This is a genomic window from Saccharopolyspora thermophila (assembly GCF_014646075.1).
Classification (GTDB): domain Bacteria; phylum Actinomycetota; class Actinomycetes; order Mycobacteriales; family Pseudonocardiaceae; genus Saccharopolyspora; species Saccharopolyspora thermophila.
Map to the genome: position 1 here is coordinate 66,917 of NZ_BMMT01000011.1, position 18,495 is coordinate 85,411.

18 protein-coding genes are annotated in these 18,495 nt (G+C 71.4%); 15 read left to right on the forward strand and 3 right to left on the reverse strand.

From position 1 onward, the window contains the following. Positions 1-486 precede the first annotated feature (486 nt). The 8 genes from IEY17_RS16130 to IEY17_RS16165 all read left to right on the forward strand — a co-directional run bounded on the left by IEY17_RS16130 (position 487) and on the right by IEY17_RS16165 (position 7,932). Positions 487-918, forward strand: coding sequence for an OsmC family protein (locus IEY17_RS16130; RefSeq protein ID WP_188988538.1), 432 nt, complete (start codon positions 487-489; stop codon positions 916-918). A gap of 108 nt (positions 919-1,026) precedes the next feature. Beyond that, positions 1,027-1,770 carry a phosphoglyceromutase gene (locus IEY17_RS16135; RefSeq protein WP_188988540.1) on the forward strand — a complete coding sequence of 248 codons (744 nt, stop codon included), beginning with the start codon at positions 1,027-1,029 and terminating at the stop codon, positions 1,768-1,770. A gap of 245 nt (positions 1,771-2,015) precedes the next feature. Continuing rightward, positions 2,016-3,245 (forward strand): sensor histidine kinase, encoded by a 1,230-nt coding sequence (locus IEY17_RS16140; protein ID WP_188988542.1) that lies wholly within the window; start codon positions 2,016-2,018, stop codon positions 3,243-3,245. Beyond that, positions 3,242-3,922, forward strand: a complete 681-nt coding sequence (locus IEY17_RS16145) for a response regulator transcription factor (protein WP_188988544.1) — start codon at positions 3,242-3,244, stop codon at positions 3,920-3,922. The genes IEY17_RS16140 and IEY17_RS16145 overlap by 4 nt, the downstream gene beginning before the upstream one ends. A 131-nt stretch (positions 3,923-4,053) precedes the next feature. Then, a complete protein-coding gene (locus tag IEY17_RS16150) occupies positions 4,054-5,088 on the forward strand; it encodes a Ppx/GppA family phosphatase (RefSeq protein WP_188988546.1) in 1,035 nt (344 codons plus the stop codon). Next, positions 5,085-6,137: a hypothetical protein gene (locus IEY17_RS16155; protein WP_188988548.1), complete on the forward strand. Its 1,053-nt coding sequence runs from the start codon at positions 5,085-5,087 to the stop codon at positions 6,135-6,137. The genes IEY17_RS16150 and IEY17_RS16155 overlap by 4 nt, the downstream gene beginning before the upstream one ends. A gap of 40 nt (positions 6,138-6,177) precedes the next feature. Continuing rightward, positions 6,178-7,035, forward strand: a complete 858-nt coding sequence (locus IEY17_RS16160) for a sugar phosphate isomerase/epimerase family protein (RefSeq protein ID WP_188988550.1) — start codon at positions 6,178-6,180, stop codon at positions 7,033-7,035. Positions 7,036-7,143: 108 nt separating this feature from the next. Further along, on the forward strand, positions 7,144-7,932 hold the full coding sequence (locus tag IEY17_RS16165) for an acyl-CoA thioesterase (RefSeq protein ID WP_188988551.1): 789 nt from the start codon (positions 7,144-7,146) through the stop codon (positions 7,930-7,932). A gap of 177 nt (positions 7,933-8,109) precedes the next feature. On the opposite strand, the gene IEY17_RS16170 is transcribed toward IEY17_RS16165, so the two are convergent. Then, positions 8,110-9,735: a long-chain fatty acid--CoA ligase gene (locus IEY17_RS16170; protein ID WP_188988553.1), complete on the reverse strand. Its 1,626-nt coding sequence runs from the start codon at positions 9,733-9,735 to the stop codon at positions 8,110-8,112. Positions 9,736-9,915: 180 nt separating this feature from the next. On the opposite strand from IEY17_RS16170, the gene proC reads away from it, so the two are divergent. The 7 genes from proC (at position 9,916) to IEY17_RS16205 (ending at position 16,740) form a co-directional block, all read left to right on the forward strand. Next, positions 9,916-10,725 (forward strand): pyrroline-5-carboxylate reductase, encoded by an 810-nt coding sequence (gene proC / locus IEY17_RS16175; protein ID WP_188988555.1) that lies wholly within the window; start codon positions 9,916-9,918, stop codon positions 10,723-10,725. Positions 10,726-10,891: 166 nt separating this feature from the next. Further along, positions 10,892-11,116, forward strand: a complete 225-nt coding sequence (locus IEY17_RS16180; RefSeq protein ID WP_188988557.1) for a helix-turn-helix domain-containing protein — start codon at positions 10,892-10,894, stop codon at positions 11,114-11,116. Positions 11,117-11,342: 226 nt separating this feature from the next. Continuing rightward, entirely contained in the window at positions 11,343-11,444 is a 102-nt protein-coding gene (locus tag IEY17_RS16185; protein ID WP_010241351.1) for a 30S ribosomal protein bS22, read from the forward strand. Positions 11,445-11,598: 154 nt separating this feature from the next. Beyond that, positions 11,599-12,633: an NAD-dependent epimerase/dehydratase family protein gene (locus IEY17_RS16190; protein ID WP_188988559.1), complete on the forward strand. Its 1,035-nt coding sequence runs from the start codon at positions 11,599-11,601 to the stop codon at positions 12,631-12,633. Between the two features lie 9 nt (positions 12,634-12,642). After that, positions 12,643-13,560 (forward strand): lysophospholipid acyltransferase family protein, encoded by a 918-nt coding sequence (locus IEY17_RS16195; RefSeq protein WP_188988561.1) that lies wholly within the window; start codon positions 12,643-12,645, stop codon positions 13,558-13,560. Positions 13,561-13,705: 145 nt separating this feature from the next. Next, complete coding sequence (locus IEY17_RS16200) at positions 13,706-16,231, forward strand: ATP-dependent Clp protease ATP-binding subunit (RefSeq protein ID WP_188988563.1); 2,526 nt, start codon at positions 13,706-13,708, stop codon at positions 16,229-16,231. 95 nt (positions 16,232-16,326) lie between these two features. Further along, complete coding sequence (locus tag IEY17_RS16205; protein ID WP_188988565.1) at positions 16,327-16,740, forward strand: VOC family protein; 414 nt, start codon at positions 16,327-16,329, stop codon at positions 16,738-16,740. A 25-nt stretch (positions 16,741-16,765) separates the two neighbouring features. Here IEY17_RS16205 and IEY17_RS16210 read toward each other — a convergent pair whose 3' ends face one another. Continuing rightward, positions 16,766-17,650 carry an HAD family hydrolase gene (locus tag IEY17_RS16210; RefSeq protein ID WP_188988567.1) on the reverse strand — a complete coding sequence of 295 codons (885 nt, stop codon included), beginning with the start codon at positions 17,648-17,650 and terminating at the stop codon, positions 16,766-16,768. Positions 17,651-17,844: 194 nt separating this feature from the next. Further along, a complete protein-coding gene (locus IEY17_RS16215) occupies positions 17,845-18,465 on the reverse strand; it encodes a sigma-70 family RNA polymerase sigma factor (protein WP_188988569.1) in 621 nt (206 codons plus the stop codon). Positions 18,466-18,495: the final 30 nt, after the last annotated feature.

Consider the following 18,495-nt stretch of genomic DNA (forward strand, 5'->3'; position numbering starts at 1 on the left):
GACTCGGACCACGGACTCACGCGGAGACCGCGCGGGGCGGCTCGGGAGAGAGGGGGAGTCACGAGCACGAGCCGCCCCGCGTGAGGGTCCCGCCTGACGGGCCGGTGGGCGGGGGGCACCCGAGGCCCGGCGGGGCGCGGCCCGATGGGGGAGACGAACCGCGCTCGCGCTCTCACGTGATCGGGGAGTGCGTGGGAGCCGATCAAGGGAGAGCGTTGTCAACTTCGCAGAGTCCTGCAGCCGCCACAAGACCGCCACATTACTCCATTCGTGTGATATTCAAACAAGAACGTAACGCAAAGAAGTCAATCAGCCGTCGTTTTGCCAACGAAGGTGACCGCCGCCACTTTCGTGTCACGGACCTGCGGTGATCGCATAACTGTCGGGTGAACCGCACAACCGAACCTGCGGGTCGCCGCGCAGTGCGCGAGGGTGGTTTTCGGCGGGGGCGGAGCGCCTCCGCGCACCCCGACGAGGAGCGGCGAGATGACCGATCGCAATGCCACCACGCAGTGGACCGGGGACCTCAGGTCCGGCTCCGGCACCGTCACTCTGGACTCGTCCCACGTCGGCCGTTTCCCGGTCACCTGGGCGTCCCGCGCCGAGGACCCGGCCGGGCGCACCAGCCCCGAGGAACTGATCGCCGCCGCGCACTCGGCGTGCTTCTCGATGCAGCTCGCCGGGCTGCTCACCGCCGGTGGCACCCCGCCGGAGTCCATCGACACCAGCGCCCAGGTCGGGTTCGGACCGCGCGGCGAAGGCTTCGCCATCACCGGCATCACCCTCACCGTGCGGGCGAAGGTACCGGGGATCGACCCGGAGGTCTTCCAGCGAACGGCGCAGCGGGCCAAGGAGATCTGCCCGGTGTCGGCGGCCCTGACCGGCACCACCATCGAGCTCGAAGCGACGCTGGACTAGGCGACGGGGGGTCACGCAGCGGAACCGGGCGGTCGGCAGCGGAGTGGAGACTGTGGTGCGCGCAACCTCCTGGGCGAACGTTCCCGGTGAGCTCTATAGCCTGGGCTTATGACTGCGACCCTGGTGCTGCTGCGGCACGGCGAGAGCACGTGGAACGCCGAGAACCTGTTCACCGGCTGGGTGGACGTCCCGCTGTCGGAGAAGGGCGAGGCCGAGGCCAGGCGAGGCGGTGAGCTGCTGCGCGAGGCCGGCCTGCTGCCGGACGTGCTGCACACCTCGCTGCTGCGTCGGGCCATCTCCACGGCCAACATCGCCCTCGACGTCGCGGACCGGCACTGGATCCCGGTGCGGCGCGACTGGCGGCTGAACGAGCGCCACTACGGCGCGCTGCAGGGCAAGAACAAGAAGCAGACGCTGGAAACCTACGGCGAGGAGCAGTTCATGCTCTGGCGCCGCTCCTACGACACCCCGCCGCCGGAGATCGAGCCGGGCAGCGAGTTCAGCCAGGACTCCGACCCGCGCTACGCCGACCTCGGCGACGCCCTGCCGCGCACCGAGTGCCTCAAGGACGTGGTGGCCCGGCTGCTGCCGTACTGGGAGTCGGCGATCGTCCCGGACCTGCGGGCGGGCCGCACCGTGCTGGTGGCCGCGCACGGCAACTCGCTGCGCGCGCTGGTCAAGCACCTCGACGGGATCTCCGACAGCGATATCGCCGGGCTGAACATCCCCACCGGCATCCCGCTGCGCTACGACCTCGACGAGAACTTCAGGCCGACCAACCCGGGCGGGACCTACCTCGACCCGGAGGCCGCCGCGACGGCCGCCGCCGCGGTCGCCAACCAGGGCCGCTGACCCCGGCGAGATCCGTTCCGCGGGAAGGGCGCCTCCGACCGAGCAGTCGGAGGCGCCCTTCCTTCGTCACTCACGGGTGGCGAGAGGTCGCAACGGAGCGCGACCCACCGACCCGGCGGTACGTGAACCCGTTCCGAGCAGGGGATGAAGGCCAGGTGAAAAAGCCCCCCATTTCGTGTCACGGGTATCACGGAACGCCCTCGTAGACTGGCCTTCGCCCACCCCGACCCGCTTACGATGCTGGCGTGACCGCATTGGGCTACGCCCTGATCATCGTCGCGCTGCTCGTCGGCGCGGCCGGCGGCTTCCTTCTCGCGCGGGGGTCCGGGCGCTACGGCCGCGCCACCCCTGCCGGACCCACCGTCGCAGAGCTGCTCCAACGGCAGGTGCACACCAGCGCGAACGGCGTGGTGCTGCTCAACAGGTTCGGCGACGTGGTACTGCACAACCCGCGTGCCGTCGAACTCGGCCTCATCCGCGACCACCAGGCCGACCCGCGCGCCCGCAAGGCCGCCGAACAGGCGCTGACCAGCGGGGAACCGGTTCCCGTGGACCTGTCGCCGCTCACCCGCACCGCGCTGCGCGGCCGCGGCCCGGCCGCGGTGCTCGGCGAGGTCCGGCCGCTTGGCGACGGCTTCACCGTCGTCGACGCCGCCGACGAGTCCGACTCGGTCCGCCTGGAGGCCACCCGCCGCGACTTCGTCGCCAACGTCAGCCACGAGCTCAAGACCCCCGTCGGGGCGCTCGCGCTGCTCGCCGAGGCGGTCCTCGACGCCGCCGACGACCCCGAAGAGGTCCGGCGGTTCTCCACCAAGATCCTGCACGAGTCCACCCGGCTGGGCACCCTCGTCTCCGAGCTGATCGCGCTGTCGCGACTGCAGGGCGCCGATCCGCTGCCCGAGCTGACCACCGTCGACGTCGACGCCGTCGTGGAGGAGGCACTGGGCCGCTGCCGCCTCGCAGCCGAGTCCGCCGGTATCGAGATCGCCGTCGACGAACCCTCCGGCTACCTGCTCGACGGCGACCGGACGCTGCTGGTCACCGCGTTGAGCAACCTCATCGACAACGCCGTGTCCTACTCGCCGCCGGGCAGCCCGGTGTCCATCAGCCGCCGCCTGTCCGGTGACTTCGTGGAGATCGCGGTCACCGACCGTGGCATCGGCATTCCACCCGAGTACCACGAACGCGTCTTCGAGCGGTTCTTCCGCGTCGACCCGGCCCGCTCGCGCGCCACCGGCGGCACCGGCCTGGGTCTGGCGATCGTCAAGCACGTCGCCGCCAACCACGGCGGCGAGGTCAGGCTGTGGAGCCGGCCGGGGACCGGATCCACCTTCACGCTCCGGGTGCCCAGGCACGGCGTGGGCAAGACCGACGGCCAACCGGCCGGTGAGCCGGACCGGGCGGCGCTGCCGACCCGGTCCACGACCGAGAGTGCGGACGGGGTCACAACCGTCGAAACGGGAGGAGTCCGGTGACCAGGGTGCTGATCGTGGAGGACGAGGAGTCCTTCGCCGACCCCCTCGCCTTCCTGCTGCGCAAGGAGGGCTTCACGGCCGCGGTGGCCAGCAACGGCCCGGAGGCGTTGGACGAGTTCGACCGCAACGGCGCGGACATCGTGCTGCTCGATCTGATGCTGCCCGGGATGAGCGGTACCGACGTGTGCAAGCAGCTGCGGCAGCGCTCCTCGGTCCCGGTGATCATGGTGACCGCCCGGGACAGCGAGATCGACAAGGTCGTGGGACTGGAGCTCGGCGCTGACGACTACGTCACCAAGCCGTACTCGGCGCGCGAGCTGATCGCCCGGGTGCGCGCGGTGCTGCGGCGGCGCGGCGAGGCCGAGGACCAGCAGCCGCAGGTGCTGACCGCGGGGCCGGTACGGATGGACGTGGAGCGGCACGTGGTGACCGTGGACGGCCAGGAGGTCAACCTGCCGTTGAAGGAGTTCGACCTGCTGGAGTACCTGCTGCGCAACGTCGGCCGGGTGCTCACCCGCGGGCAGCTCATCGACCGGGTGTGGGGCGCGGACTACGTCGGCGACACCAAGACCCTCGACGTGCACGTCAAGCGGCTGCGGTCGAAGCTGGAACCGAACCCCGCGGACCCGCGCTACCTGATCACGGTCCGTGGCCTTGGATACAAGTTCGAAGCGTGATGTTGACCGCGTGATGGAGGGCACCTCGACCGCGGTTACGCAGGTGCGCGGGCGGGGCGGGGTGGACCGGCGGCCGAGTTGTCGCCCCCACCTCGCCCCTCACCGCGTGCGCAGCCGGTAATTTGTCGGTCATGCGCCTGGGCGTGCTCGACGTCGGTTCCAACACCGTCCACCTCCTCGTGGTGGACGCGCACCGTGGTGCCCACCCGACCCCGATGACATCGGAGAAGACCGTGCTGCGGCTCGCCGAGCGGATCGGCCGGCACGACGGTCGGCTCACCGACGAGGACACCGACGAACTCATCCGCACCGTCGCGCAGGCCCAGGAGTCGGCGATCGCCGCCGGCTGTGAGGAGCTGATGGCCTTCGCCACCTCGGCGATCCGGGACGCGCACAACGCCGCCGAGGTGCTCGATCGGGTGCGCGAGGAGACCGGCATCGCGCTGGACGTGCTGCCCGGCGAGGACGAAGCCCGGTTCACCTTCCTGGCCGCGCGCCGCTGGTACGGGTGGTCGGCGGGCAACCTGCTGCTGCTGGACATCGGCGGCGGCTCGCTGGAGATGGCGATCGGCATCGACGAACAACCCGACCTGGCGGTGTCGCTGCCGCTGGGCGCGGGCCGGATGGCGCGCACCATGCTGCACGACCCGCCGCGGCAGGACGAGGTGAAAAAGGTGCGCGAATGGCTGCAGGGCCAGCTGGCCCCCACCGCGAAGCGCTTCCGGAAGCTGAGCCGACCGGACCGCGCGGTGGCCACCTCGAAGACGTTCCGCTCGCTGGCCCGGCTGGCCGGTGCGGCGCCGGCCTCGGCCGGGCCGCGGGTGCCGCGCACCCTCACCAAGACCGGGCTGCGGCAGCTGATCACGTTCATCACCCGCATGTCCGCCGCCGACCTGGCCACCCTCGACGGGGTGAGCAGCGCGCGAGCCCACCAGCTGGTGGGCGGTGCCCTGGTGGCGGAGGCGGCCATGCGCGCCCTGGGGCTCGAGGAACTCGACATCTGTCCCTGGGCGTTGCGGGAAGGGATGATTCTGCGGCGGCTGGACCACACGAACGGGGACAGCCACACTGCCATCCAGGCCCGGGCCGCGCTGGAGCGCCCGAAGACGGGGCCGACGGGTGGTACTGGACGGAAGATCGAGCACGGGGCACGGTGGGAGCGATGAGTCGGGACAAGGGGGCCGATCAGCCCACCCAGCGCACCGTGGCGGAGCTGCTCGCCGAGTACGGCGGCAGCACCCAGCGGAGTACCCGGCGACGGCGGCGGCGCGCCGATGACCCGAGCGAGACCGCACCGCAGGCGATCATCGATCGGGTGCTGTCGGACAGCGGCCAGCTGCGTGCGGTGCAGCCGGACGCCGAACCTCCGCAGCGCCGCGGTCGGCGCGCGGGCACACCACCCGCCGGGCAGGCAGCGCCACCACCAGCGGCCCAGCCACCCGCCGCGCCTGCGCAGGCCGCGGCGAAGGAGGCTCCCACGCCCGAGCCGCCACCGGCTCCGGAGCCACCGCCCGCGCCACCTGCGGAACCGCCTGCGGCGGCCGGGAAAGCCAGCTACTGGGCGCAGCGGTTCGCCTCCGCGGGCAAGGACAAGGCGGTGCCGTTGGCTCCCGCGGTCCCGCCGGAGGACGACGTCGAGGCCACCATCCAGCAGCCCGCGCTGCGCCGCCCCGAACCGGCGCCGCCGCAGGCGGAGGGCGTGACCGAGCAGCTGCCGCGGGTCGAGGAACCGGCACCGGCCGCGGATGACGTCGAGGGCACGGCCGTGCTGACCTACCCGTCGGCGCCGCCGCAGCAGTCGGAGGAGAAGGCCGAGCCCGACGATCCGTACGACTTCGAGTCCTATGACGAGCCCGAAACCGACTACGCCGAGGACGACGACTACGACCCGGAGCTGCCCGCGGGCCTGGACGCGGACGACTACCGCGCCGACAAGGAAGAGGAACAGCCCTCCGCCCGCAAGGAGTGGGGCACGGTCGCCCTGCAGGGTGTCGCCGGGCTGGTCGGCGGCGGGCTGGTCTGGTTCGGGTTCCGCTGGTTGTGGGCCTTCAACGCGTTCGCCGCGCTGGCGGCCGCGCTGGTGATCACCGGCTGCCTGGTGCTCATCGCGTGGAAGTTCTTGCGCACCAACGATCTGCAGACGATCCTGCTGGCTGTGCTCGTCGGCCTGTTCTGCACGGTGTCGCCCGCGACGCTGTTGCTGATCAGCCACTAGCCGACCCATCCCGTGAACCCTCGGTCATGCTGGGCAGGACATGACAGTGCAACCACCGCCGCACGAGGACGTCCCGGAACGCATCCCCGTCGGGCTGTCCAGCGCGTCCGTGTGGCCGCAGCCGGCGCGCGCCGCGTTCGAGATGGCCGCCGACCTGGGTTTCGACGGCGTCGAGGTGATGGTGTGGGCGGACGCGGTCAGCCAGGACGTGGCCGCGCTGCACCGGCTCTCCGAGCGGCACGGGGTGCCGATCCTGGCGATCCACGCGCCGTGCCTGCTGATCACGCAGCGGGTGTGGTCGCCGGAGCCGGAGGAGCGGCTGCGCCGGGCGGTGGTGGTGGCCAGCGAGCTCGGCGCGTCGACGGTCGTGGTGCACCCGCCGTTCCGCTGGCAGCGCCGCTACGCGGAGCGGTTCGGCGAGCTCGTCGCCGAGCTGGAGGAGACCAGCGGGATCGCGGTGGCCGTGGAGAACATGTTCCCGCTGCGCCCGCCGAGCACCCTGAACCGGCTGCGCGGCGGCCGCAGCAGCGGGCTGTCGGCGTTCACACCGTCGCCGGACCCGACCGAGGTCGGCTACCGCAACTACACACTGGACATCTCACACGCGGCGGCCGCGCACATGGACGCCATCGAGCTGCTCAAGCGCATGAAGGACGGTTTGGCGCACGTGCATCTCGCCGACGGGACCGGGGCGTCGCGCGACGAGCACCTGATCCCCGGCCAGGGCAACCAGCCGTGCGCCGAGGTGTGCGAGGCGCTGGCCGCCGACGGGTTCCGGGGTTCGGTGGTGCTGGAGGTCAACACCCGCAAGGCCCGCAACCCGCAGCAACGCGCGGCGCTGCTGGCCGAGGCGCTGCTGTTCGCGCGGTTGCACCTGGCGCCGCTGCGGGCGGGGTGATCAACAGGGCCACACCCGATGATCAACTTCTGTCCGGGTCACTAGAATCGTGACCATGAACCCGTTGCGCGGATCGGCCGCCGAGTGCTTCCACCCGCTGGACCGCACGTGACCGAGGTCCTGGATCCCTTCGCAGCGGCCACTTCGGTGCGCTCGCTGGGCGACGGCACCTTCGTCGCCAACCTCCACCCGGAATGGGTCGTCGGTGACAAGCCGCACGGCGGCTACCTGCTGGCGCTGCTGGCGCGTGCGTTGGGCGACGTGACCGGGTTGGCACCGCTGTCGGTCAGCGCGCACTTCCTGCGGGCGCCGCGCGTCGGCCCGGTGCTCATCCGCACCGAGGTGCTCAAGACGGGCAGGACGGTCACCGCGGCCCGCGCCCTGCTGGAGCAGCGCGGCGAGGTGTGCGTGGACGCCACGCTGAGCCTCGGCACGGTGCCGGAGGGCGACGCGGTCTGGTCACAGCTGCCGGACATGCCGGTGAACCCGCCGCCGAACGCCGTCGACCTCGCGGCCACCGAGGCGCGGAAGTTCTTCGCGCTCGCGCAGGTCTGCGACATGCGGCTGGACCCGGGCACCGCGGAGTTCCTCACCGGGGGCACCGGGGCGCCGCGGCTGCGGCTGTGGGTCAAGCCGCGGGAGGCGCAGCCGGACCTGCTGTTCGGGCTGGTGGCCGGGGACCTGACGATGCCGGTGACGGTGAACCTGGGCCGGTTCGGCTGGGCGCCGACGGTGCAGCTCACGGCGCTGCTGCGGGCGAACCCGGCGAACGGCTGGCTGCGCCTGGCGGTGGACTGCCGGGTGGTCCAGAACGGCTGGTTCGATGAGGACGTCACGGTGGTCGACTCGATGGGCCGCCTGGTCTGTCAGGCCCGCCAACTCGCCCTCGTCCCCTGAGCTCCGCCGAGCGAAGGACAAAACCCCCGGTACGTACCCGCGAGGGGCAGAGAGGCTGTCCGGGGGACTTCGTCGTCGACCATACCCCCACACGACACGCCAAGACCGGGCCGGGTGAGCACCCAACTTCAGGCAAACATGGGAACGTCTCCGCGCCTTTCTCGCCGGCGTCGGGGGTCAGGTCAGGCGGGTGATGGTGAGCTGGCCTTCGGCGTGTTGCTGGCGGAGGCGCTTCTTGTCGAACTTGCCGACGCTGGTTTTCGGCGCCTCCGGGATGAACGTCCAGTACTCCGGCAGCTGCCACTTCGCCACCTGGCCGGACAGGAAGTCCCGCAGCTCGGCGGCGTCCGCCTGGTGGCCCTCCTTGAGCACCACCGCCACCAGCGGCCGCTCCGACCACTTTTCGTCCGGCACCCCGATGACCATCGCCTCGGCCACCGCCGGGTGTTCCATCACCCTGTTCTCCAGCTCCACCGACGAGATCCACTCCCCGCCCGACTTGATCACGTCCTTGGCGCGGTCGGTGAGCTGCACGAACCCGTCCGAGGTGAGGTAGCCGACATCGCCGGTGCGCAGCCAGCCGTCGTGGAACCTCTCCGGATCGTCGTCGCCGTAGTACGCCCCCGCGATCCATGGGCCACGGACCTCCAGCTCACCGATGCTCCGGCCGTCCCACGGCAGCACCGAGCCGTCGTCGCCGACCAGCCGGGCCTGCACCCCGGCCGGGAAACGGCCCTGGCTGGCGCGGTACCTCCAGCGCTCCTCCCCGGTCAAGCCCGCCGGCGGCCGGGCCACGCTGCCCAGCGGCGAGGTCTCGGTCATGCCCCAGGCGTGCAGCACGGGGATTCCGTACGACTCCTCGAACGTCCGCATCAGCGACGGCGGGCACGCCGCGCCACCGACCACGACCTCCCGCAGGGACGAGACGTCGTGCGGGTTCGCCTCCAGGTACTGCAGCACGCCCTGCCAGATCGTCGGCACCGCCGCGGCCATCGTCGGCCGCTCCGCGGCGATCATCTTCACCAGCGGCTCGGGCTGCAGGAACCGGTCCGGCATGATCATCGACGCGCCCACCATGAACGCCGCGTACGGCAGGCCCCACGACATCGCGTGGAACATCGGCACCACCGCCAGGACGCGGTCGGCCTGCGACAACGCCATCCCGTCGGTCATGCACACCTGCATCGAGTGCAGATAGACCGACCGGTGCGAGTACACCACGCCCTTCGGGTTGCCGGTGGTGCCGGACGTGTAGCACATCGCGGCCGCGGACCGCTCGTCGAACTCCGGCCAGTCGAACTCGGTCGGCTGCCCCGCCAGCAGCTCCTCGTAGGAGTGCACCTCCACCCCGGCCGGGGCTTGTAGGGCGGCCTTGTCTCCGCCCACGACGACCACGTGCCGCACCGTCCCGAGCTCCGGCAGAAGCTTGCCGAACAGCGGCAGCAGCGTCCCGTCGACCAGCACCACCTGGTCCTCGGCGTGGTTGGCGACGTAGACCAGCTGCTCGGGGAACAACCGGATGTTGAGCGTGTGCAGCACGGCGCCCATCGACGGCACCGCGAAGTACGCCTCGAGGTGCTCGGAGTTGTTCCACATGAACGTGGCGACCCGCTCGTCGCCGGTGACCCCGAGGCCCCGCAGCGCGTGCGCCAGCTGTGCCGTGCGGCGGCCGATCTCCGCGTAGCTGGTGCGCCGCGCACCCTCGCCGGTCCACGTGACGACCTCGGCGCCGCCGTGCGGTCCGGTACCGTGCCGCAGAATGCGGGCGATCGACAGCGGGCCGTCCTGCATGGTGCTGAACATGGGGGATCAGAGCTCCTTCGGTCTTCTCGCTCATGCGCGCCGGAGTTCGCTCGGCCGTGGCTGGCGCTGTGATGGCAGCCACACTAGCGGCTGAGATCGAGTCGCGGGAGGGTTCACGGCACCGTGTGCCGCGTTGGGCACACCGGGGGTTGCGCAGCGTGTTCTGGCACCCTGAGCGGCATGACGACGATCGCGGTACTCGGAGCCGGAAAGATCGGGGAGTCCCTGCTGTCGGGCCTGTTGAAGGCCGGTCGCGCCCCGGCCGACCTGCTGTTCACCGAACGGTTCGCGACACGGGCCGCCGACCTGACCAAGACCTACGGCATCACGCACGTCGACGTCGCCACCGCGGTGCAGCGGGCCGACGTCATCGTCGTCGCGGTCAAACCGCAGGACATCGAACCGCTGCTGGACGAGATGGCGCCGAACCTGCCGGCCGGCAAGCTCGTGGTGTCGCTGTGCGCCGGCCTGCCCACCAAGCTGTTCGAACGCCGCCTTCCCGAGGGCACCGCCGTGGTCCGCGTCATGCCCAACACTCCGATGCTGGTCGGCGAGGCGATGAGCGCCATCTCCGGCGGGGCGCATGCCGAGGACGCGCACCTGGATCTCGTCGAGGAGCTACTGGGCAGCGTCGGCAAGGTGGTGCGGGTACCCGAGAGCCAGCAGGACGCGGTCACCGCACTGTCCGGTTCCGGCCCGGCGTACTTCTTCTACCTCGTCGAGGCCATGATCGACGCCGGGATTCTGCTCGGCATCCCGCGCGCCACGGCCGCCGACCTCATCGTGCAGTCCGCGGTGGGCGCCGCGGCCATGCTGCGCGAGGGTGGCGGGCACCCGGTGATGCTGCGCGAGGCGGTCACCTCCCCGGCGGGCACCACCATCGCGGGCATCCGGGAGCTGGAGAAGCACGGCGTGCGGGCCGCCCTCATCGACGCCATCGAGGCCGCCCGCGACCGCTCCGTCGAGCTGGGTCGGGCGCACGAGGAGTGAGTGCTTTCTCCCGGTACAACCAGGAAAAACACTCACCGCAAGGCCGGGTAGTTCGGCCATCGCAGGCATCCCACGTGTCCCGCTACTCTCGATAGAGCACGTGCGTCGGGGTTTGCCGTCGGAGGGGAAGCCGACGGCGCGCATGTGCCGAAGGGCACGGTGAAGCATGTCTGCCAACTCCGAACCCAGTCAACAGGCACCCCCGAGCATGGGTCAGGTGCGGTTCCTCACCGTCGCCGAGGTCGCCAAGCTGATGCGGGTGTCGAAGATGACGGTCTACCGGCTCGTCCACGCGGGCGAGCTTCCCGCCGCCCGCGTGGGGCGCTCCTTCCGGGTAGCGGAAAAGGACGTCCACGCCTACCTGGAGAGCGCCTACTACAGCGCGGGTTGAGGGCGTGGCGACGTCGGGAGGCGAGGTGGTGCGTCGCCGTCCGGCCGGGCTCGTGACGGGGCCCGATCGGACGGCGTTCGCGCAGGCGCGGACCGTTTCGAGGACCACGGCGGAAGGGTCGCGGACCAGGCCCGGTAGAGTTTCGGGTCGGTCGTGCCTGGTGCGCTCGAGCGGCTGCACCGGTGCGGAAGACGTTCGTACTGCCGTCAAGAGTGAAGGAGTCCGCATGGGCTCGGTCATCAAGAAGCGCCGCAAGCGCATGTCCAAGAAGAAGCACCGCAAGCTGCTCCGCAAGACCCGCGTTCAGCGCCGCAAGTTGGGCAAGTGACCCAGCTGCCGCCGTCGACCGCCTCGGGTCGGCGGCGGTTGTTTTTCGAGTGCGCGCCCTGCGCATCCGACGTCCGTCCGGACCCGCTCCGGCAACCCGGTGACCGGGTGCCGCGGCGGTAGCATCGCAGGCGGTAGCCGCGCGGGGGTGAGCATTGGGTCCGAAGGTCGTGCTGGTGACGGGTGTCAGCCGCTTCCTCGGCGGCCACCTCGCCGCGCGCCTCGCCGCCAACCCGGCGGTCGAACGCGTCCTCGGGGTGGACACCGCACAGCCCGCCCGCGACCTGATGCGCCGGATGGGCCGCACCGAGTTCGTCCGCGCCGACATCCGCAGCCCGCTGATCAGCAAGGTGATCGCGAACGCGGGCGTGGACACCGTGGTGCACGCGGCGGTCAACTCCCACTCGGGGCCCGGTGGCCGGGCCACGATGAAGGAGATGAACGTCATCGGCACCATGCAGCTGCTGGCCGCCTGCCAGCAGTCGCCGCAGGTGCGCAAGCTGGTGGTCCGGTCGACCTGCGCGGTGTACGGGGCGAGTTCCCGCGACCCTGCGGTGTTCACCGAGGACATGGAGCCCAAGGACCTGCCGTCCTCCGGGTATGCCAAGGACGCGGTGGAGATCGAGGGCTACGTGCGCGGTTTCGGGCGGCGCCGCCCGGACGTCGACATCACCACGCTGCGGTTCAGCAACCTGATCGGCCCGCGCATCGACGCCCTGCTGACCCGCTACTTCTCGTTGCCGGTGGTGCCGACGGTCCTCGGTTTCGACGCGCGGCTGCAGCTGCTGCACTCCGAGGACGCGCTGGCGGTGTTGGAACGCGCCGCGCTGACCGACCGGCCCGGCGTGTACAACGTCGCCGGGGACGGGGTGCTGATGCTCTCGCAGGCCATCCGGCGGGCCGGCCGGATCGCCATGCCGATGCCCGGCATGGCCGTGCTGCCACTGACCCAGCTGTTCCGTAGCGCCCGCCTGGTGGACTTCTCGCCGGAGCAGCTGCGGTACCTCAACTTCGGCCGTGTGCTGGACACGAGGAAGCTGCGGGAGGAGTTCGGCTACACCCCGCGGTGGACCACGCAGCAGGCGTTCGACGACTTCGTGCGCGGCCGCTCGCTGCGCCCGGTCGTCGAACCCGAGGCGGTCATGGCCCTGGAACGCCGTGCCGGGAAGCTGCTGGCGAAGCTGCGCTGAGGAGGTGTGATGGCGGATGCGCAGGTGATTCCGCTGCGTGCCGCGGACCGCGAGTACGCCGAGGCGGCCGCCGACGACCCACGGCCGGGCTGGGAGGACACCGTCGCCGACGTGCTCGCCTTCGCACGGCGCCGCCTGCTCGGCGACTACCAGGTCGACGAGTTCGGGTTCGACGCGGAGCTGACCGACGAGGTGTTCCTGCGGCTGCTGCGGCCCGTCTACGAGAAGTGGTTCCGGGTCGAGGCGATCGGGCTCGACCACGTGCCCGGTGACCGGGGTGCGCTGGTGGTGGCCAACCACTCCGGGACGCTGCCGTGGGACGCGCTGATGACGACGGTGGCGCTGCACGACCACCATCCGGCCCGGCGGCACCTGCGGATGCTCGGCGCCGACCTGGTCTTCCGCACCCCGGTGCTCGGGCCGCTGGCGCGCAAGGCCGGGCACACGCTGGCCTGCAACCCGGACGCCGAGCGGCTGCTCACGGCCGGCGAGCTGGTGGGGGTGTGGCCGGAGGGATTCAAGGGCATCGGCAAGCCGTTCAGGGACCGCTACAAGCTCCAGCGGTTCGGGCGCGGCGGTTTCGTGTCCGCGGCGCTGCGCACCGGGGTGCCGATCGTGCCGTGCGCCATCGTGGGGGCCGAGGAGATCTACCCGAAGCTGGCCGACATCAAGCCGCTGGCCCGGCTGCTGGGCGTGCCGTACTTCCCGGTCACGCCGCTGTTCCCGCACTTCGGGCTGCTGGGTGCGGTGCCGCTGCCGTCGAAGTGGTACATCGAGTTCGGCGAGCCGATCGAGACCTCCGGCTACCCGGAGGGCGCGGCGGACGACCCGATGCTGGTGTTCAACCTCAGCGACCAGGTCCGCGAGATCATCCAGCAGACCCTCTACCGCCTTCTCGCCCAGCGCACCAACGTCTTCCTCGGCTGACGACGGTCGGCGGGCGCGGCGCATTGTAGGGCCGGCGCGGGCCCGTCGCCGCGTTGCGACGCGAGCCGGAGCGGCGTGTATTGGGGTTGGCGGATGCCCATACCCGCGATCGGGCGCGGGCGGCCCTACCCACGGGCGGTGGATGATGACCTTTCCGGCCTTCGGCGCTCAGGACCCCTTCGCCGACCTGCTCAACCGGTTCTTCGGCATGTCGCCCCGCACCTCGCCGCCCGCCGTGCAGCGGGTGCCGATCGGACGGCTGCTCACCGAGTCCGCCACCGACCTGCTCCGCCGCGCCTCGGCGCGCACCGAGCAGGACGGCAGCGCCGACCTGGACACCGAGCACCTGCTGTGGGCGGCGACCCAGGTGGAGCCGACACGGAAGCTGCTGGCCCAGGCCGGTGTCGAACCCGACCGCCTCGCCGCCCGGATCGCCGAGGTGCTGCCCGGCGCGAGCGGCCAGCCGTCGGCGAACCCGGGCATGACCCCGGCCGCGAAGCGGGTGCTCATCGGCGCGCACGCGCGTTCCCAGGCCGCCGGAGCCTCCTACATCGGCCCGGAGCACATCCTCGCCGCGCTGCTCGACGACCCGGACGCCGCCGCGGTGCGGCTGCTGGACGCGCAGGAGATCGACACCGACCGGCTGCGCGGCCGCGTCGAGCGCTCCGCCGCCGCGGGGGGTACCCCGGTCACCGCCGAGGCCACCGACACCCCGACCCTGGACGAGTACGGCCGGGACCTCACCGCACAGGCTCGCGCGGGCAAGCTCGACGTGGTCGTCGGCCGCGGCGACGAGATCGAGCAGACCATCGAGATCCTGTCCCGGCGCGGCAAGAACAACCCGGTGCTGATCGGCGAACCGGGCGTCGGCAAGACCGCCATCGTCGAGGGCATCGCGCAGCGCATCGTCGCCGGGGACGTGCCGGAGACGTTGCAGGACAGGCGGGTCGTGGCGCTGGACCTGACCGGCCTGGTCGCCGGTGCCCAGTACCGCGGCGAGTTCGAACAGCGGCTGAAGAAGGTCATCGACGAGGTCCGGGAGGCCGAGGGCTCGGTGGTGCTGTTCATCGACGAGTTGCACAATGTGGTCGGCGCCGGCCGGGCCGAGGGCGGCATGGACGCGGGCAACATCCTCAAACCCGCGCTCGCCCGCGGCGAGCTGCACGTCATCGGCGCCACCACGATCGACGAGTACCGCAGGCACGTGGAGAAGGACGCCGCGCTGGAGCGCCGCTTCCAGCCGGTGCTGATCGGCGAACCGACCGTCGAGGAGACCATCCAGATCCTGGAGGGCCTGCGCGACTCGTACGAGGCGCACCACGGCGTGCGGTTCACCGACGAGGCCCTGACCGCCGCCGCCACTCTCGCCGACCGCTACGTCAGCGACCGGTTCCTGCCGGACAAGGCGATCGACCTGCTGGACCAGACGGGCGCGCGGGTGCGGCTGCGCTCGCTGCGCCGCGACACGCGGCAGCGGGAGCGCGAGGACGAGATCGCCAAGCTACGCCGGGAGAAGGACGAGGCGGTGGCCGCCGAGGACTTCGACCGCGCCGCCGAGCTCAAGCACCGCATCGAGACCATTGAAGGCGAACTGGCCGGGATCGCCGAGCGACGCGAGGGCATCACCGACGTCACCGCCGACGACATCGCCGAGGTGCTGTCCCGGCGCACCGGCATCCCGGTGGCGCAGCTGACCGCGGACGAGCGGGACCGGTTGCTGAAGCTGGAGGAGGCGATGCACGCGCGGGTCGTCGGTCAGGACGAGGCGGTCACCGCGGTCGCCGAGGCGGTGCGCCGCAGCCGGTCGGGGATGGGCGACCCGGATCGGCCGATCGGCTCGTTGCTGTTCCTCGGCCCGACCGGCGTCGGCAAGACCGAGCTCGCCAGGACCCTCGCCGAGATGCTGTTCGGCGACGAGCACCGGCTGGTGCGGTTCGACATGAGCGAGTTCCAGGAAAAGCACACCGTGTCGCGGCTGCTCGGCGCCCCACCCGGCTACGTGGGCTACGAGGAGGCCGGGCAGCTGACCGAGAAGGTGCGCCGCCAGCCCTACAGCGTGCTGCTGTTCGACGAGATCGAGAAGGCGCACCGCGACGTGTTCAACGCGCTCCTGCAGGTGCTCGACGACGGCCGGCTGACCGACGCCCAGGGCCGCACCGTGGACTTTCGCAACAGCGTGGTGATCATGACCAGCAACATCGGCGCGCAGCGCATCCTCGCGCACGAGGGGCCGGTGGAGGACATCCGGGACGCGCTGCTGGATGACCTGCGCACGGTTTTCGCCCCCGAGTTCCTCAACCGCATCGACGAGGTCATCCTCTTCCACCGGCTCACCCGGGACGACCTGGCCCGCATCGTCGACCTGCTGCTGGACCGCAGCCGGCGGCTGCTGCGCGCGCAGGAGGTGGAGCTGGAGGTCACCGACGAGGCCAAGCGGTGGCTGACCGAGCGCGGCTTCCAGCCCCGGTTCGGGGCCCGGCCGCTGCGCCGCACCATCCAGTCGGAACTGGACAACCGGATCTCCCGGCTGCTGCTCGGCGGCGAGGTGCAGCCCGGCGACACGATCATCGCGTCGGTCGAGGACGACGAACTGCGCTGCACGCTGGCGCGGCCCGCTTCCGTGCCCGAGCAGGCGCGCAAGTCCGTCCCGGCCGGGCACCCGTCCCGATGACGGCCGGTGCTGTCGGTGGTGGCGGGCATGCTCATCGCCACCACCCGGCCGCTGCTGCGGTCTGGTGAACCCACTTCGACGCAAAGGAGCGCGTGATGTCTTCCCGGCTCAACCCCTACATCAGCTTCGACGGCAACGCCCGGCAGGCCGCCGAGTTCTACCAGGACGTCTTCGGCGGCAACCTCGTGCTGTCCACCTACGGCGACTTCGGCGGCCCGGACGCACCGGAGGCCGACAAGATCATGCACGCGATGCTGGAGACCGACCGCGGTTTCACGCTGATGCTCGCGGACGTGCCGCCGGGCATGGAGCACAAGCCGGGCAACACCATGTCGGTGAGCGTCAGCGGCGACGACGCCGAGGCCCTGCGCGGCTACTGGGAGAAGCTGTCGGCGGGCGGCACGGTCTCGGTGCCCCTGGAGAAGCAGGTGTGGGGCGACACGTTCGGCGCCTGCGTGGACCGGTTCGGCGTCTCCTGGATGGTGAACATCAGCGAACCGGCCGCGTAACGCCTCGAGGGACCAGGCACGGACGTCAGGAGCGGTCGCGGCGGCGGTAGGCCAGTCCCGCAGCGATCGCTCCGGCGATCGCGCTGGCGCCCAGCATCGAGTTCAGTCCGATCCGGGCCGCCTTGCGGCCCGTGCGGAAGTCGCGGACCTCCCAGCCGCGGGCCCGCGCGATCTCGCGCAGCCGCTGGTCCGGGTTCACCGCCACCGCTGTGCCCACCGCGGACAGCATCGGGATGTCGTTGGCGGAGTCCGAGTACGCCGTGCACCGGCGCAAATCCAGGCCCTCGCTGGCGGCCAGGGCGCGCACCGCGTGCGCCTTCGCCCGGCCGTGCAGCATCTCGCCCACCAGACGACCCGTGTAGACCCCGTTCGAGCTCTCCGCGACCGTGCCCAGCGCGCCGGTCAGGCCCAGGCGGCGGGCGATGATCTGGGCCAGCTCCACCGGGGTCGCCGTCACCAGCCACACCCGCTGGCCCGCGTCGAGGTGCATCTGCGCCAGCGCGCGGGTGCCCGCCCAGATCCGGTCGGCCATCAGCTCGTCGTAGATCTCCTCGCTGAGCTCCACCAGCTCCGAGACCTTGCGCCCGGCCACGAACGACAGCGCCTGCTCGCGGCTGGCCTGCATGTCCTGCGTGTTCTCCCGGCCGCCGATCCGGAACTTCACCTGCTGCCAGGCGAAGCCGGCCAGGTCGGTGGCGGTGAGGAACTTGCGGGCGGCCAGGCCGCGGGCGAAGTGGAACAGCGAGGCGCCCATCATCATCGTGTTGTCGACGTCGAAGAACGCCGCGGCGGTGAGGTCGGGCGGGTCGGCCAGCGAGCCGTCCGGGCCCGCGGCGGCGGCGACGGCCGCCTCGGCGGAGGCGCGACCGGCCACCTTGGCGCTGTCGATGGGGCGGGCTGATCCGGGCATGCGCAGTCCGTCGTGGTGGTCCGCGCCATCGGCTGAGCCTTGACGTGTCGGCACCGCCGCGCCTCCCGGGGTCCTCCGGTGTGATCGGGAACGGTTGTGACGTTCCAGGTCCGACCGAACCGGCGCAACCCGGTCCAGCAGACTTCTAGCTTAAGACCTGGGTTCAACGACATTGCCGCCCGGCGCGGCCGCGGTCAGCGGAGATCATCCGGCAGGAGCTGGGCGAGCCGGCGGACGGCCCGGTGCTGCAGCGCCTTGACCGCGCCCTCGTTGCGCTGCATGGCCGCCGCGGTCTCGGTGACCGACAGGCCCTGCAGGAAACGCAGGCGGATGCACTCCCGCTGGTCCGGGTTGAGCTGCCGGACGCAGCGCAGCAGCTCACGGTGGGTGGCCTCGGTGAGCACGTGCTGCTCCGGGCCGACGTGGCTGCGCCCGAGCGGCACGGTGTCGGTGAGGTCGGAGGTGGGGATCTCCAGCCGGTTTCGGCTCGACTTGATGTGGTCCAGGACCAGGTTCCTGGCGATGGTGATGAACCAGGCCGCCACGTCGCGGCCCTGGTAGCTGATCGAGGCGATCCGGCGCATCGCCCGCAGGAAGGTCTCGCTGGTGATGTCCTCGGCCAGGCAGTGGTCGCTGACCCGGAACAGCACGTACCGGTAGACGACCTGGGCGTACTGGTCGTAGAGGTGCCCGAAGGCGTTGTTGTCGCCCTGCTGCGCTGCACTGACGTAGGCCCAGTTGCCGGGCCTGGGGGGCGTGGTGGTCGGGACGCTGGGGATGGGGGCGGGGGGTGCGAGCGTCTTCGGGCTGCTCATCTCCTGCGACCTCCTGCCGTCGTGGGCGGG